We start from the raw sequence: 16,370 nt of genomic DNA, 5'->3' as shown, positions 1-16,370 counted from the left end.
ATACGCTGAGGTTGCCATGCGCCGTATCACTCAGCTTTTCCCTGCGCTTGCGCACAGGGCGTTCTTCTGCTTCATCATAGGTCAGACCATATCCATGCTGGGCCAGTGGATGCAGCGCCTTGCCATGAGCTGGCTCGTCTTCCGCCTCACCGGTTCCGCCTTTCTGCTGGGCATTGTGGAATTCGTGAGCCTTGCGCCCATTCTCGTGCTCGGGCTCATGGCCGGGGCGTGGCTCGAACGGCACGACCTCAGAAAAGCCCTGGCCGCCACGCAGGTGCTGTGTATGCTGGAAGCCGCCCTGCTCACCTTCGTCACCTTTGCGGACATGGCCTCCTACCCCCTGCTCGTGGCCCTCAGCTTGGGGCTCGGCATCATCGGCGCCTTCGACATGACGGCGCGGCAGTCCTCCGTATCGCTCATGGTCACGGACCCGGCGGCCATCAAGAGCGCCGTGGCCCTCAACTCCATGGCCTTCAACATCAGCAAGCTCGTGGGCCCCTCCATCGCGGGGCTGGCCATCTATGCCTGGGGCGAAGGAATCTGCTTCCTCATTTCCGCCCTCACCTACCTGCCCATCATCTACATGCTGATCTTCCAGGTGCGCCTGCGCGAACGGCAGGCCCGCCCCGGCGGCAAGGGAATGCTCAAGGACATTCTGGAAGGCATACGCCATGTGCAGGAGGAATTCTTCCTGCGCCACATCTTCCGGCTGCTGGCCGCGTTCTGCTTCTTCGGGCTGTGCTACAGCGTGCTCTTCCCCATGTTCTCCACCGGCATTCTCGGCGGCGGCTCGCAGACGCTGGGCTGGCTGTTCGGCACCGTGGGCGCGGGCGCGTTCCTCGGCGGGGTGGTGGTTTCCGTGTTCATCGTGCTCAGGCGCATCCCCGCGCTCATCGCGCGCACCTCCGCCATCACCGCCGTTTCGCTCATCGTGTTCAGCTTCTCGGAAAACCTGTGGCTCTCCCTTGCCGCGGCCTTCTTCCTCGGCTTCGGCATCACCACCACCAACATCAGCGTGAACACCCTCTGCCAGACCACCACCACGGACGACTGCCGCAGCCGCGTCATGAGCCTCTACGTCATGTGCACGGCAGGGCTCGGCCCCGTGGGCGGGCTGTTCTTCGGCGCGCTTGCCGACTTCATCGGCGCGCCGCACACCATGCTCTTCTGCGCCCTGGCGCTGTGCGTGTTCATCGCCGTGTTCATGCACAGGCTCCGCCCCATACACCACAGTCTGGTGCAGGCCCTGCTGCACCGCTGACGGCCCGGCCCCCGGCCGCACCTTGAAAACGACCGCCTCCGGGAGTACCGTGCGCGTGCGCGGCCGCGCCCGGCGCGTGCCTTCCGCAACCTCTTCCCACCCCGACAACGACAAAGGCCTTTTCCATGTCCGGCATCTTCTCCGCCCTCATCACCGTGTTCGGCATCATGTTCCTCGGTCTTCTGGCCGAACGCCGCCGTATTCTCGCGCCCACCATGGCGCTGTGCCTCAACCAGTTCGTGTACTGGATAAGCCTGCCCGCCCTCATCTTCACGCAGATGTGCACCATTCCCTTGGGCGGGGCGCAGCCCTTCGTATGGGGGACGCTCGCGGCCTCCCTCCTCTGCTATCTTGCGGCCTACCTCCTCTTTTCCCGCCTGTGGAAAAAGCACGACGCGGAAACCGTCATCCGCACGCTGGCCGCCGTGTTCCCCAACGCCGCCTTCTTCGGCCTGCCCTTCATCTTCATGGTCTTTCCCGGCAACGAGGAGGCCGTCACCGCGGGTATGCTGGGCGCGCTGCTCTATACGGGCGTGTTCCTCATCGCCGACGCCTCGCTGGACATGTTCTCTTCGTCCGGCAGGGAACGGAAGGGACTCGGCAGGCGGCTTCTCAAGGAACTCACCCACAACCCCATGCTCGTTTCCGCCATCATCGGCGCGCTGCTCGGCTTCTCCGGCCTGCCCGTGCCCAGAGCCGTCATCAGCATTGCCGACATGCTCGGTTCCACGGCCGCGCCCTGCGCCCTGTTCGGCATGGGCATGGTGCTTTCGGCCCAGCTTTCCGGCACGCCCGGAGGCGGAGGCGCGTTCAGCCGCAGAAATCTTGCCGTCATCACCGTTTCCAAGCTTCTGCTTCAGCCGCTTATCACCTTCCTTGCGCTCTTTTCCGCGGGCTGCCCCGCCATTGCCGTGGCCGTAGGTACCGTGACCGCGGCCATGCCCACGGGAACCATGGTCTACATTCTCGGGGAACGCTACCGCGCCTGCCCCACGGAAGCTTCCATGACCGTCATCGTCACCACGCTCCTTTCCCTGCTTTCCCTGCCCGCCGTCATGTTCGCGCTGCAGCTTGCAGGCATGGTATGACGCTCCCGCAGGGAAAGGACGCTTCTGCCGAAGCTCTCCTCCCCCTGCCTGCGGCATAAGGCCCGCAAAGAGGCCCCCTGCCCGGAAGATTCCCTTCCCGCAGGCTCTCCAAAGCCTGCGCGCATCCGCCCTGCGGCGCATTTGCGCCTTCCCGCAAAAGGCGGGAACGCGCCGGTTCCGCCGCCTTCTGTCCGTTCCCCGGCCGCACTTCCGCATGTTCCTTTTCCCGGAAAAGGGGCATGTTCTGCGCCGCTCCGGGCAGGCGCTTGCTAAAGGCGGCGGGGAGCGTTATCATGCTCTCCGCCTGATTTCATGCGTCACGCGCCGTCCGGCACATATCTGCCGCCCCGCGAAAAGGAGGTTCCATGCCGGATCGTTACCTTCCCCCCATTCATCCCTGTTCCAGCTGCGGAAGCCGCGAACAGAAGCTGGAATCGTGCCTGCCTGCGGGCCGCCGCCACGAACTGTGGCGCGTGGTATGCCCCTGCGGCTGCGCGCTGACGCAGTGGGCCGTTTCGGAAGGGGCGGCCATACGGCTCTGGAACCGCTTCCTCGGCGAAAATTCCGAACAGTAACCTTCAAAGGGCGCACGCCCAAAGCACAGTTATGGCCACTTCCCACCCCCGTCCGCACATGCTTCTGGCCGATAAAGACGGCCGTATTTTCGACGACCCCGACCTGCTCATGCTCTGCCGCAAGGGCAAGGAATGGACGCTGCCGCGCCCCGACGAGCTCATGCCCCTGCCCCCCGAAAGCGAGCTTTTCCTGCTGCCGGGCCGCCATGCCGTGGGGCTGGACCCGGAAACCGGGGAAACGCTGGAAGTGGAGGAACTTGCCGTGGCCGCCTTCATCGCGCCGGCGCACACCCTTACCGGCCACCCCGTGTATGTGACGGACGAGGACGCCCCCACCCTGCCGCTTTTCGCCTATGCCGCCGTGGGCATGATAGGCGACCGCTTCTACGTCTGCGCCAAGAAGGTGGACGAAGACCCGCGCCAGATATTCACCGGCATTCCGCAGAAGAAAATCAACAGGGCCGCGCGCGAGCTCATGGCCAAATTCCCGGACAACCGCTTCATCCGGCACCTCATGCAGAACTGCGTGCTGAAGTACGGCTGCCCTGCGGCCAAGAACCTGGCCATAGGCCGCTATGAGGCGCCCATTCCCACCTCGCGCGTGTGCAACGCCCGCTGCGTGGGCTGCATTTCCCACAAGAACGAGGATTCCACCCTCTGCGCCACCCCGCAGGACCGCCTTACCTTCACCCCGAAGGCGGACGAAATCCTCGAAATGATGTTCCACCATATGAAAAACGAACCGCATCCCATCTTCTCCTTCGGGCAGGGCTGCGAGGGCGAACCTCTTACCGAGGCTCCGCTGCTTCTGGAAGTGGTGAAGAGATTCCGCGCGGAAGGCGGGCACGGCACCATCAACCTGAATTCCAACGCCTCCATGCCGGACGAGGTGGCCAAACTTGCGGAAGCTGGCCTCACCTCGCTTCGCGTGAGCATGAACAGCGCGCGCGAAGACGTGTACGGCCGCTATTACCGGCCGCGGAGCTTCACCTTTGCCGACGTGCGCCGCTCCATTAAGGAAGCAAGCGGCCGCGGGGTGTTCGTTTCTCTGAACCTGCTCTATTTCCCCGGCATCACCGACTGCGAGGAGGAAATAGAGGCCCTTGTGGAACTCATCAACACCTGCGGCGTGAGCTTCATTCAACTGCGCAACCTGAACATCGACCCCGAGCTTTACATGAAGCTTCTGGAAGGCATCAGCTTCGGGCCTTCCGTGGGGCTGGTGAACTTCAGAAAACGCCTGAAGAAGTACTGCCCCGGCCTCAGCTTCGGCTACTTCAACCCCTACCGGGGCGACGGTGAAGGCGAAGAGGCCAAGGATTCCGCCGATTCCGGCGACGCATAAGCCTGCACGGGCCGGTTCCTCAGGGACCGGCTCTTTTTTGTCCCCCAAAAAGGCCGCGCGGAAGCACGCAGCCCTGCGCCCCTCCGCAACGGACCGACCATCCTGAAAAGGCCCGGTGCTCCCCGATTTCCCGGCGCTCCCGCGTTCTCCGCGCAGCTTCCGGTCCCCCGTCAGGGGAAAAGGATGCACGGCAGGACGCTCCGCGCCCGTGCGCGGTAAAGCCCCGGTGCCGCAGCTTCCCGCATACGCCTTCCCCACGGCCCGCAGGATTTCCCCAGACGCCCATGTCCGGCGTTCCCCGCGTCTGCCCGCACGGCGACGCCCCCGCTCAAAAGCCGGGACGCACGGCCCTCCGCTCCGCACGGAGCGTCCCGCCTTCTTCCCGAAAACGCCCGACGGAAAAGCACTTTTCAACCCGTCCCGCATCTGATACCTTCCGCAGGAAAAAAACATCCTTTCTCTTCCTCCCGTTCAAGGAATCCCCATGAATATTCCCCTTCTTCCCCGTTGCGCCCGAGGCGGAAAGGCGGCGCGCCTCGCCCTGACGGCAGCCTTTGCCCTCTCCCTTTTCCTGCCGGCTCCGTACCTTTCCGAAGCGGCGGCAGAAGAAACCGTCACGGTGCTGAAACAGGACGGCACGCCCCTTTTCGAACTGCACTTCTTCAGCAAAGGCGAAGCGATAGATGAGGATGAGGGCGGCGCCTTTCTTTCCACCTGGACGCTCTCCGACGCGCAGAAAAACGCCGTGACCTCCGCCGTTGCGCTCTGGGCCGAGGTAGTGGGGCCGGGCAGCGCGAACAGCACGCCGCTGCCCTTCCACATCGGCACCTACGATGTGGGAAACGCCGAGGCGGCAAGCGAGGCAAACGCCTCGTCTCTTCCCGTGCTCGTCACAGGAGTGCAGGGCGGCATCATACACGGCACGGCCATGGACAACCCGGCGTACATTCTTGTGGGAAGGCTGGACTTCGGCATACCGGAGCACCTTTCTCCCCTGCCTTCGACCGGGGCTCAGACCGACCTCGTCTCCGTACTCTACCATGAAACAGCCCATGCTCTGGGCATCCTCTCCATTGCGGAGAGCGGAAAAAACGAACAGCTCAGCCTGTGGGATACGCACCTCAAGGACGCCTACGGCACCCGGCTCACCCCGGGCATGAACGTGGTGCATGAAGGCGAAGGCGGCGTGCCGGGCAGGGATTTCATCGTGGGCGACGCGACGAGAAGCGGTGTGACCTTCCACGGCAGAAACGTGGCCGAAGTGATGGGCAACGACGGGGGCCTGCTCATAGAAGGCTATGAGGACGACTATCTCGACCTTTCCCACATCGAGCTGGAACACAGCCTCATGAGTCACCAGAACTACCGCAACTACAGCACCTTCATGGAGGCGGAACTTGCGGTGCTGCAGGACCTGGGCTACAGCATCGACCGCAGAAACTTCTACGGCTTTTCCGTGTACGGAGACGATTCCGTCATCATCAACGAAAACGGCTACTTTGCGCGGAATGAGGAAGGAAACGGCTTTCTTTACGGCGTACCGAACACGGCCACGCTCGGCGTGGGCCTGCATGTGTACGGCAAGCGCAACACCATTACGCAGGCGGCGGACCTTCTTGCCTGCGGCACGGCGGGCACGGGCATCCGTGTGGACGGCAGCGACAACACCCTCACGCTGGCCCGGGGCGTGCGCGTGGCGGCGGACGGGGCCTGGGGCACGGGCATTCTCCTTTCCTACGGCAAAAATCATACCGTCGTCAGCCGGGGCGACGTCACGGCGACGGGCATGGGCGGCGTGGCCGCACGCTTCGACTTCGGCGACAATCTGCTCGGCAACGGCACGGAATACCGGGGTTCGTGGATATGGAACAACCCGTATGGCTGGCCCATTATTTCCGACCCTTCGCATCCCTACTATAATACGGACCCGTACGGCATGGAGCTGAACCTCGACGGACCGCTCGTTTCCACCTTCGACGTGAGCGGACTTCTCGCAGGAAGCGCGGCCTCCATCTTCATTGCCGAAAACGCCTTCGTGCGGAACATCAACATTCTTTCCGGCGCGCAGGTCGTCGGCAACATCGTATCGGAATGGGACCCGCAGAACCCCGACATCCAGTACGGAGGCGACAGAAGCGAGCTGCACACCGCCCTCACCTTCGGCCTTTCGGCCCGGGAGGACGGTACGGCGGGCGATGCGGACCCCGCCTTCGACATGACGCTTTACGGCGGCATCGACGGGGAAAAGAGCCTGGACATGACGCTTGCCTCCGGCAGCCTCTCCGTGACCGGCCCCGTCAACGTGTATTCTCTGCGCAATGCGGGCAGGCTTTCCCTGTACGGCACGGATGAGAACGGCTTCGGCGCAGACGTGACGGAAGCCTTTGTGAACGAGGCGGGCGCGGTGCTGGAAACCGGCTTTCTTCCCTCAGGCGAGGTGAACGGCGTGAAGGCGTACTCCGCCGTGCTGGACGGCGTCTGGGCCCTGCGGCCCATGCCCGGCTTTTACGCGCAGAACGCCCTCATCACGCCGCAGGCTCCGGTGCAGGCGGAATATGTAAGCGGCGGCTTTACCGACGTCACCCTCGGCCCCGACCTTTCCCCCACGCTGGCATTCGCCCTTTCCGACACCTCCGGCGAGGTGACGGTGCGGGCCTTCCGCGAACACGACGCCTACAGCCGTTATGCAAACAACGCGGGCGCATTCTCCCTCGGCAACGCGCTCTACGGCATTGCCGGCGTGGCGGAAGGCGACATGACCTCTCTCCTTGCAGCGCTGGACTGGTCGGCGCAAGACGGCGCGGACATCACGCGCGGGCTGAACGCCCTCGGCCCGGAAGCGTGGGACGCCGCGGCGCGTTCCTCCCTCAACCACATGAGCGACATAAGCACCCTGCTTCTGCGCCGCATGACGGCGGATGCCCCCGCCGCAGATGCCTGGCGGGTGTGGTTTACGCCCTACGGTTCAGGCTACCGGCAGGGCGCGCACGGCGGATTTTCCGGCTGGAACAGCAAGGGCGCGGGCTTTCTTGCCGCGGTGGAGCGCGGCTTTGATACCGGTTTCACCGCAGGCGGCCACCTTGCGGCGGGCGTAAGAAAAACACGCCTTTACGGCGACGCCGCACAGGCCGACACCCGAGCCGCCTTCCTCGGCGCGCAGGCCGCCTTTGCGCCCGGAAACGGCTTCCACATGGAGGCTCAGGCCCGCCTCGGCCTGGAAGATACCGACATGAAACGCACCGTGGCCGTGAACGGCTTCGCCCGCAGCCATGAAGGCAGCGGCAACGGCCTTCTCGCCTCGGCCCTGTTCGGCGCAGGCTGGGATGCTGAGTGGAACACCGGAAGCGGAATCTTCAAGGCCGGACCCCTTGCCTGGCTGGAATACGACGTGCTGCGCCGCGGCAGCCTTTCCGAACACGGCGACGGAGCGGGAGCCCTGCATCTTGCAGGGGAAACGTACGATTCCCTGCCCCTTTCCCTCGGCGCGCACATGGCATGGAAGGGCGGGCTGGACAACGGCGCGTCCCTCGGGCTGGACCTCATGGCCGCATGGCGGCATGAGCTTGCCGATACCGCCTTTCATACGCGGGCGCACTTCACGGGTTACGACGACTTCGGCTTTTCCTCCGCCACCGCCCTGCCCGGCCGCGACGCCATGATTCTGCAAAGCAGCCTTACCCTCACCAGCGCGGACGACACGTTCTCCCTTCAGCTTTCCGCCGGCGGCGAATGCTTCCGCAACGAAAGCGCGGGCGTGAACGCGGGCCTTACCCTGGGCTGGAAGTTCTGAGCCCCCTTTCCCGAAACAGGCGGGAGGGCCCCCCTCCCGCTCCGAAAAAACGACGCTGCGCCCTGACCGGGCAAACACAGCCATGCCCCGCAAAAAGCGCGGGGCATGGCTTATAAGTTTTGGCAAAACCGTTTTTGACTCCGGGCTAGACAAGGCCGAAGTATTTTTCAAAGAAGGCCCGGAGCTTGTCTATGACGCGCTTTTTGACGGATTCCCGATTGCCGCCGCCGAAGCGCGACATGGGAGGCAGAATTCCGTCGATATCCGTGCCCGTGGTTTTCAGAGCGCCGTCGCGGAAGGCGTTGTCCATGAAGGTTTCCGCGCGTTCCGGCCTGAGCCTTTCCTCGGCAATGATGCCGGCAAGGTCGGACTCCTTCTTTTCCTGCACATACTTCTGCCATTCTTCCTGCACGGAGGAGGAAGCATTGATGCGCTCGATGAATTCTTCGATGAGCGTTTTCTTGCTGCGCAGCTCGATGCTCGAACCGATGGCCTTGTCGATGGTGGTGAGAATCTCCTTGTTGCGGCAGTGGGAATCCCGATATTTTTCAATGAGCATCAGGATGTAGTCGATGTTGATTTCCACCTGCCGGACGAGTTCCATTTCAAAGACGATGTCGGCGTTGATGTCTTCCTTTTCGCCGTCTTCGTGCTTCGACCATTTCTGATAGAGGTCGAGATAGCGGCTCTGATAGTCCTGAAAGTCCCGCGTGGGGATGATTTCCTGTCCCTCGAATTCGTCGAAGCTGGTGAGGATGTTTTTCAGGCGGAGCAGAGAGCCGAACAGCGAAATGAAATCCTTTTCATTCTGTTCGCCGACAATGGCGACGCCGAGGGGAAAACGCGTGAGCAGCGCGTCGATGAGTTCGGTGTATCCGGGCCTGTGCTTTCCGTCTTCATCGTAGCCCTGGTAGTAGGCGTCGTAGGTTTTGAGCAGCACGATACCGCCGGCATCCTTGTTGCCGAACAATGCGAGGGCTTCATCAGTTTCCTTTTGAAGATCGCGGAAGCAGACGATGTTGCCGAAGGTCTTGACGGAGTTCAGAATGCGGTTGGTGCGCGAAAAGGCCTGAATGAGCCCGTGCATTTTCAGATTCTTGTCCACCCAGAGGGTGTTCAGCGTGGTGGCGTCGAAACCGGTGAGGAACATGTTCACCACGATAAGCAGGTCGACCTCCCGTTTTTTCATTCTGAGCGACAGGTCTTTGTAGAAATTGTAGAACTTGCCGGCCGACGTGTCGAAGTTGGTGTGGAAGACGGCGTTGTAGTCTTTGATGGCGTCGTCGAGAAAGTCGCGCGAGGTCTGGTCGAGGTCTTCCGTATTGAAGCTTTCGTCGCCGAGCGAGTCTTCCGGGGCGTCTTCATTGGCTCCGTAGCTGAAAATGGTGGCAACGGTGAGCTGTCTTTTGCGTTCTTCGAGCTGCCGTTTGAACTCCGCATAATACTTCATGGCCATAGGGATGGAGCTCACGGCAAGAATGGAGTTGAACCCGGCCACGCGCTGCCCTTTGAGGGTATAAAAGCAGTTGCGTTTGGTCTTCTGATCGAAGTGATCGAGGATGTAGCGTACTATTTCGCCGACGCGCTCGGGGGAATTGAGCACCTTTTCGGTATTGATGGCCCGAACCTGTTCATCGCGAACGTCGTCGGCCATTTTTATGGTGTTCACGTAGTCGATGCGGAAGGGCAGAACGTTACCGTCGTTGATGGCGTCCACGATGGTGTAGGTGTGGAGCTGATCGCCGAAGGCCTGCGGTGTGGTTTTGAGTCGGAGATTGCCGCCGCTTCCGGTGTTCTGGGCAAAGATGGGCGTACCGGTGAAGCCGAAGATGTGATATTTCCTGAAAGCGTGGACTATTTTCAGATGCATGTCGCCGAACTGGGAACGGTGACACTCGTCGAAGATGATGACGACGTGCTTTTTATAGACGTCGTGTTTGGGATTCCGGCTGACGAAGGTGTCCAGCTTCTGAATCGTGGTGATGATAATGTCCGATTCGGTGTCTTCGAGCTGTTTTTGCAATACTTTGGTGGAGGTATTGCTGTTGGCGGCTCCCTTCTGGAATTTTTCGTATTCCTGCATGGTCTGGTAGTCCAGATCCCTGCGATCGACCACAAAGAGCACCTTGTCGATGTAGGGGAGACGGCTGGCAAGCTGGGCGGTTTTGAACGAAGTGAGCGTTTTTCCGCTGCCCGTGGTGTGCCAGATGTAGCCTCCTGCCTCAAGGGTGCCTTCCTTGTGGTAGTTGCCGGCAATCTCTATGCGGGAAAGGATGCGTTCCGTCGCGGTGATCTGGTACGGACGCATGACGAGAAGGAGCTTTTCCGAGGTGAACACGCAAAAGCGCGTGAGAATGTTCAACAGGGTGTGCTTTGAGAAAAAGGTTTTGGTGAAGTCCACCAGATCGGGAATGGGTTTGTTGTTGCCGTCTGCCCAGAACGAGGTGAATTCAAAGCTGTTGCTGATCTTTTTGCTTTTTCTTCTGCCTCCGGTACCCTGTTCCTTTATGTGGGATTCACGCGTGGTGTTGGAATAGTATTTGGTATGGGTTCCGTTGGAAATGACGAATATCTGCACATACTCGTAAAGTCCGCTGGACGCCCAGAAACTGTCGCGCTGGTAGCGCTTTATCTGATTGAAAGCCTCTCGTATGGCCACGCCGCGCCGCTTGAGTTCCACATGCACGAGAGGAAAGCCGTTGACCAGAATGGTGACGTCGTACCGGGTATCGTGGCTGCCGCCGTGCTCCTCATACTGATTGATGACCTGAAGGCGGTTGTTGTGGATGTTCTTCTTGTCGATGAGGGTGATATTCTTGGTGCTGCCGTCGTCACGGATAAGGTTCAGGATGCTGTCTTCCTGAATGCGCCTTGTCTTTTCCTCTATGCCGTCCTGCTTGTTGGCAAGCTGCTGATGAAAAAAGCGCGTCCATTCCTCATCGGAAAAACGGAAGTGGTTCAGAAATTCGAGCTGCCTGCGCAGATTCTCGACCAGCGTTTTTTCCTCGTGAAGAGGGAGATACTCGTAACCCTGCGAGCAGAGCTGCCGGATGAACTCCGACTCCAGCGCCGCTTCGCTCTGGTAGGCGTCGGAACACACGTCGGAAGGTGTGTATGCGGCCACCACGGTGCTTTCCGGGCATTGGGCCACCATGTTGAAGCCGGTCATTTGGCCTCCTTGAAGGTAAGGAGCTTGTCGCGATAGTATTCGTATTGTTTCTTTCTGGCCTCTATTTCGGCGGGCAGACCGCTGGAGAGATCGTTGCACAGCCCGTCGAAACGGTCGAGAATGGAGACGATGCGATTAATTTTTTCATCAGAAGGTTTAGGTATAAGAATTTTATTAAGGTTGTCTTGAGTAAGCTTAGGCTGCGCTGCAGTAGAAATATATTTTGTTAAATCAATTGAATTGAGATATATTTCAACATATTTTTGAAGTGTAATATTCGAAAATTGTAAAATATGTGCATGGTTATTGACCCATGTTTTTCCTGTAATAGAAAAAGCAATAGGCGTATTTCTTGCTAAAAGATTTGCTCCATCTTCAGAAATAAGGAGATAATCACCATCAAAAATATAATCTTTTACATAATCAACAATGCCAGATGCCCCATAATACGGGTATTTTCCCGCTTCTCTATTTCCTTTGGTAACAGGTTTTCGTTTAGAATCGCAATTAATAGCCAAGTCCTTTAATGGTATTTTTGGAATACTATTGCTAAAATTAAAAAGTTTTTCCCTGTAATATTGATACTGCTGCTTCCTTTTGGTAAGCTCAGAAGTAAGCTCAGAAGTAAGCTCAGAAAACGTATCCAATATCCTCACAATCTCTTCCTGAACGGGAAGAGGAGGAACGGGGATTTTATATTTAGCTAATGTAGATTTTCTAATGGATGGCATTGCACCTGAAAAGTCTGTAAAAATTGTAAGATTTATACAATCAAAAATATAAAAAAGAAATCGAGATATAATATTTTTATATGGTATAATACCTACAATATTATTATCATAACATGAATACATTGATAAAATTCTCTTTTTATTTGTTCCAATGGCCGCTCCAATTTTTGGAAATATTATTGTTCCTTTAGGAGCTGGATTACAGCCTAATTTTTTTGCTGTATCCTTTGATATATAATTATTAGAAATATTCATAATTTTATCATTACCAATATTATTCATATCACTTACTTTATAAAATGGTATTTCTTCATCGGTAACTCCCTGTTCAGAGTTTGGAAATCCCCATCCACTACGGATTTCACAAACCTCTTCTAACTTCTTATACTCCACCCCGTCCGGGCAGAGCTCTTCCATGAGTCTTTCCAGTTTGCTCATGCTCTTTTTCATGTCGGGCAGGGCGGGAGTCTTTTTTTCAGGCGTCGGCATATCCAGAAGAGAACCTTGTGTGCAGGAAGTTTTTTTCATGATTTATCCTTTCATGTACCCTTCGTAAAAATAGGACTGCTCAATACCTTTGAAGATGACTTCACGGTCGTCGATTCTGTCGGTCAGATTCGGCTGAAGAAGGGCGCGAAGCTCAAGGTCGTTGACGGGGCTGCGCTCCATGGCCTGAAGGTAGAGGGTTTTATCCACGTTCTGCCAGTTGACCACCTTATGGAGATGTTTTTTCAGCATCATGTCGAGCCAGATGCGCGCGGCGCGGCCGTTGCCTTCCATAAAGGGATGGGCGACGTTCATTTCCACATACTTGGCGATGATTTCCTCAAAGGTGTTCTCCGGCATCTTTTCTATGGCTTCAAGCGCCGCCTTGAGGTACAGGCTGTTTGCAAAGCGGAAATTCCCCTTGGAGATGTTCACTTCCCGAATCTTTCCGGCAAAGTCGTAAAGGCCGCCGAAAAGATACTCGTGTATCTGCTGAAGGCCGCGGGTCGTGCCCACTTCCATGCGGTCGATGTCGCCGGATTCAAAGAGACGCCGGGCGTTTTGAAGGCTGATTTCGTCAATATTCACCGGTTTTCCCCTTCAATTTCGGCGATGATGGCGTCGATCTGCCGCCGGAGTTCCTGCTCTCTCGCCACAATCTGCTCAAGTTCCTTGTTCAGCTTGCGGATATCGATGACTTCCCGCGTGTCTTCCTGCTCCACATAGGCGCTCACGGAAAGATTGTAGTCCTGACCGGCTATTTCGTCATTGGGAACCAGTCTGGCCACATGATCCACGTCCCTGCGGGCCGTGTACGCGTCGAGAATGTTCCGAATGTTCTCGTCGGTCAGCTTGTTGGCGTTGGTCACCTTCACGCACTGGGCGGAAGCGTCGATGAACAGGGTGCTGTTTTCCTTCTTGGACTTTTTCAGCACCATGATGCAGGTGGCGATGGTGGTGCCGAAAAAGAGATTGGCCGGAAGCTGGATCACGCAGTCCACAAAGTTGTTGTCGATGAGGTACTGACGGATCTTTTTTTCCTTGCCGCCGCGGTACATCACGCCGGGGAAGCAGACGATGGCCGCGGTGCCGCTGGTGGCCAGCCAGGAGAGCGAGTGCATGATGAAGGCGAGGTCGGCCTTGGATTTGGGAGCCAGAACCCCGGCGGGAGCAAAGCGCGGATCGTTGATGAGCAGCGGATTGTCTTCCCCTTCCCACTTGATGGAATACGGAGGATTGGAAACGATGGCCTCGAAGGGTTCGTCGTCCCAGTGCTGCGGCTCAAGAAGCGTGTCCCCGAGGGCGATGTCGAACTTGTCGTATTCGATGTCGTGCAGGAACATGTTGATGCGGCACAGATTGTAGGTAGTAGGGTTGCTTTCCTGCCCGAAAAAGCCCTGTCTCACCTTGTCCCTGCCGAGAATCTTGGCGAACTTGAGCAACAGGGAACCCGAACCGCAGGCCGGATCATAGACCTTGTTGACCTCGGTTCTGCCCACCAGCGTGATGCGGGTGAGAAGTTCCGACACTTCCTGCGGCGTGTAGTATTCCCCACCGGACTTGCCCGCATTGGCGGCATACATGCCCATGAGGTATTCGTAGGCGTCGCCGAAGGCGTCGATGGTGTTGTCCTGATAGCTGCCGAGATTTAAATCTCCTATGGCATGAAGAACCTTCGCAAGGGTTTCATTACGCCTGGCAACTGTTTTTCCCAAATTTGTGCTGTTGACGTCAAAGTCGCTGAACAACCCCTTGAAATTGTCTTCGCTTTCATGCCCGGAAGAAGACTGTTCAATATTCCGAAAGGAACGCTCCAAGGTTTCATTCAGATTTTCATTCATGGAGGCATAGCGATTCACGTTCTGGAAAAGTTCGCTGGGCAGAATGAAGAAACCCTTGGTGTTCACCATTTCTTCCCGTATGCTCTCCGCTTCGGCGTCGGAGAGCATGACGTAGTCGAAACTTTTGTTTCCGGCTTCCCACTCTCCCCGATTGATGTAGCCGGTGAGGTTTTCCGAAATGTAGCGATAGAAGAGCATGCCGAGAACATATTGTTTAAACTCCCAGCCGGAAACTTTTCCACGCAGTTCGTTGGCAATGTTCCAGATGACGCGGTGCAGTTCCGCCCGTTCCAGTTCCTTTTTGTTGTCGGCCATAGGCTCTCCCGTAAATGTTCCCGCAAAGTTATGCGGAAACAGTGTTCGATTGAATGAGTAAGAATAGCAGCAGGCCGGGATTTTTTTAAATTCCCCATGGGCGGAAAACGACCGTGGAAGGGAGCACGGGCTTTTTTAAAGGCTTCGGCATACATACATGACGAAAAAGCTCCGCCTCTCCATGAGCGGCAGCATTTCCGAAAAGTGCCGCGTCGAGGTCTCCCCTGTTGCCCGGGCCTTTCAAACATCTGCACAAACCTGCCGCATTCTGCAGATGCACACCTGCGGATTCTTCCCTTTTCCGGCAGCTCCTGCCCCTCCCCTCAGCGCCTCTTTCCGTCGCGCCTGCGGAGAGTCTCTTCCGCCTCGCAGGGGCACACGCGGCCCATGGCCTCTTCCCGCGCGCGTTTGGGCGGGGCGCACAGCGAGGCGGCCGCGCTTTTCAGCATACCGATGGGCGTGAGCGGCACGGGCGCCCAGTCCACCCTCATCCCCATGAGCGCGCCCACGGGCAGGGGCAGGGGCGCGAGGTTCAGGGGNTTATCGTGCGTATGCTCATGGAGCTGAGGCACCCCGGCGGTACGCATGTGTTCTGGCCCTGCAATCTCCCCGGGGAGGAAAACGGCGCGGCGCTGTTCTGGTCCGGCGTGAAGCTGCTGAACCCCAGAGTGCTTTTGCTTTTCGGCTCCGATGCCCGCGACGTTCTCGCCATGCCCAAAACGCTTTTCCCCTTCTGCGAGGAGCGCGTGCACGGCAGACTGGTGGTGCAGATGCCGCGCCCGCAGGCTCTTGCTGACGATGAACCTTCCTTCCGGCGCGTGCTGGTGTTTTTGTCGCGCAGGCTCGGCTTCTGCGCAAAGCGCAGGGCCTCACCTTCCTTCAGCACGGGGTGCACAAGCACGGCATAGTCGAAAACGCCGTTGTCGAAGGGCAAAAGGTCGGATACGCCGCACACATATTCCACGCGCGGGCCGGTCTGTTCCCGCGCGGCGTCGATGCAGGCAGGGGAACGGTCCATGGCGGTGACGTCAAAGCCCGCCTCCCAGAAGAATTCCGGGGAAAAACCGGCGTTCAGCCCCACCTGGAGCAGCGTGGCCCCGCGGCGGTGCCAGCCGGATATGAGCTGGTGCAGCACCTTCTGCCGTGCCACGGAAAGAAACTGTCGGCGATATTCGGCCATGCTTCCTCCTGAAAGATGCAAAGAACGAGGACAGACACGACGCGGAAAACGGTTTCCGGCATCGGGGAACGCACGAAACGCCCCCCGGTTCCCCTTCCGCTCACGGCGTGCCGCCCGCGCCGTACGGAAGGCGCGGACGGATGCGGGAAGGCTAGCCCTCCTGCCCGGATTCTTCTTCGGAAATCCAGCCGCTCAGAGCTTCCACGATGCGGCGGGCCTGATCGTTGCTGGAAATGGTGAACTTGGACTGCTGGCGGTATTCCCCGCCGGATTTCTTGTAACGGCGTATCACATAGCGGTCGGGACCGTAGGTGTCGTTTTCCTGCCATTCCCGGTAACGGAACAGCACCGTGGCCCACGCGCCCTTGGAAAGCACCACCTTGCCCATTTCCTTGACCTTGAGGATACCGTCTTCCTCGTAATCCACCGTCAGTTCGTCAACCGTATTGTTCATGTCTTTTCCTCCGTTCTGCGGGCGTGCCTTCGCGCTCCTGCCGGAACGGCGTTCCGGCTCCGGGCGGTTCCGGCGGCCCTCCCCTTTTTCCGGCTCCCGGCCGGAATCCTCAGGGCCCTGCGGCCCTCTCCCCGC

Annotated in this window: 11 protein-coding genes; 5 read left to right on the top strand and 6 right to left on the bottom strand. The window is 58.5% G+C overall.

The genetic code is table 11. The annotated features are described in order from the left end of the window. Positions 1–16 precede the first annotated feature (16 nt). The 5 genes from CZ345_RS11505 (at position 17) to CZ345_RS11485 (ending at position 8,059) form a co-directional block, all read left to right on the top strand. Positions 17–1,261, top strand: coding sequence for an MFS transporter (locus CZ345_RS11505; RefSeq protein ID WP_077073283.1), 1,245 nt, complete (start codon positions 17–19; stop codon positions 1,259–1,261). 125 nt (positions 1,262–1,386) lie between these two features. Further along, positions 1,387–2,349: an AEC family transporter gene (locus CZ345_RS11500; protein ID WP_077073282.1), complete on the top strand. Its 963-nt coding sequence runs from the start codon at positions 1,387–1,389 to the stop codon at positions 2,347–2,349. Positions 2,350–2,714: 365 nt separating this feature from the next. Continuing rightward, on the top strand, positions 2,715–2,924 hold the full coding sequence (locus CZ345_RS11495; RefSeq protein WP_077073281.1) for a hypothetical protein: 210 nt from the start codon (positions 2,715–2,717) through the stop codon (positions 2,922–2,924). A gap of 31 nt (positions 2,925–2,955) precedes the next feature. After that, complete coding sequence (locus CZ345_RS11490; RefSeq protein WP_077073280.1) at positions 2,956–4,269, top strand: radical SAM family protein; 1,314 nt, start codon at positions 2,956–2,958, stop codon at positions 4,267–4,269. Between the two features lie 484 nt (positions 4,270–4,753). Then, positions 4,754–8,059: an autotransporter outer membrane beta-barrel domain-containing protein gene (locus CZ345_RS11485; protein ID WP_083717393.1), complete on the top strand. Its 3,306-nt coding sequence runs from the start codon at positions 4,754–4,756 to the stop codon at positions 8,057–8,059. Positions 8,060–8,204: 145 nt separating this feature from the next. Here the strand turns inward: CZ345_RS11485 and CZ345_RS11480 are convergent, their stop codons facing one another. The 6 genes from CZ345_RS11480 to CZ345_RS11455 form a co-directional block, all read right to left on the bottom strand. Continuing rightward, positions 8,205–11,228: a type I restriction endonuclease subunit R gene (locus CZ345_RS11480; RefSeq protein WP_077073279.1), complete on the bottom strand. Its 3,024-nt coding sequence runs from the start codon at positions 11,226–11,228 to the stop codon at positions 8,205–8,207. Next, complete coding sequence (locus CZ345_RS11475) at positions 11,225–12,487, bottom strand: restriction endonuclease subunit S (protein ID WP_204224293.1); 1,263 nt, start codon at positions 12,485–12,487, stop codon at positions 11,225–11,227. Before CZ345_RS11475 ends, CZ345_RS11480 begins: the two co-directional genes overlap by 4 nt. Positions 12,488–12,490: 3 nt before the next feature. Then, positions 12,491–13,033: a protein adenylyltransferase Fic gene (gene fic, locus CZ345_RS11470; protein WP_077073278.1), complete on the bottom strand. Its 543-nt coding sequence runs from the start codon at positions 13,031–13,033 to the stop codon at positions 12,491–12,493. Next, entirely contained in the window at positions 13,030–14,601 is a 1,572-nt protein-coding gene (locus tag CZ345_RS11465; RefSeq protein ID WP_077073277.1) for a type I restriction-modification system subunit M, read from the bottom strand. The genes fic and CZ345_RS11465 overlap by 4 nt, the downstream gene beginning before the upstream one ends. Before the next feature lie 532 nt (positions 14,602–15,133). Further along, on the bottom strand, positions 15,134–15,781 hold the full coding sequence (locus CZ345_RS11460) for a class I SAM-dependent methyltransferase (protein ID WP_077073276.1): 648 nt from the start codon (positions 15,779–15,781) through the stop codon (positions 15,134–15,136). 151 nt (positions 15,782–15,932) lie between these two features. Continuing rightward, positions 15,933–16,235 carry a hypothetical protein gene (locus CZ345_RS11455; protein WP_077073275.1) on the bottom strand — a complete coding sequence of 101 codons (303 nt, stop codon included), beginning with the start codon at positions 16,233–16,235 and terminating at the stop codon, positions 15,933–15,935. Between the last annotated feature and the right edge of the window lie 135 nt (positions 16,236–16,370).

It is taken from the genome of Mailhella massiliensis (genome assembly GCF_900155525.1).
Lineage (GTDB): Bacteria > Desulfobacterota > Desulfovibrionia > Desulfovibrionales > Desulfovibrionaceae > Mailhella > Mailhella massiliensis.
The sequence above is the reverse complement of the archived record's forward strand: the minus strand, read 5'-3'. Positions and strand labels throughout refer to the sequence as shown.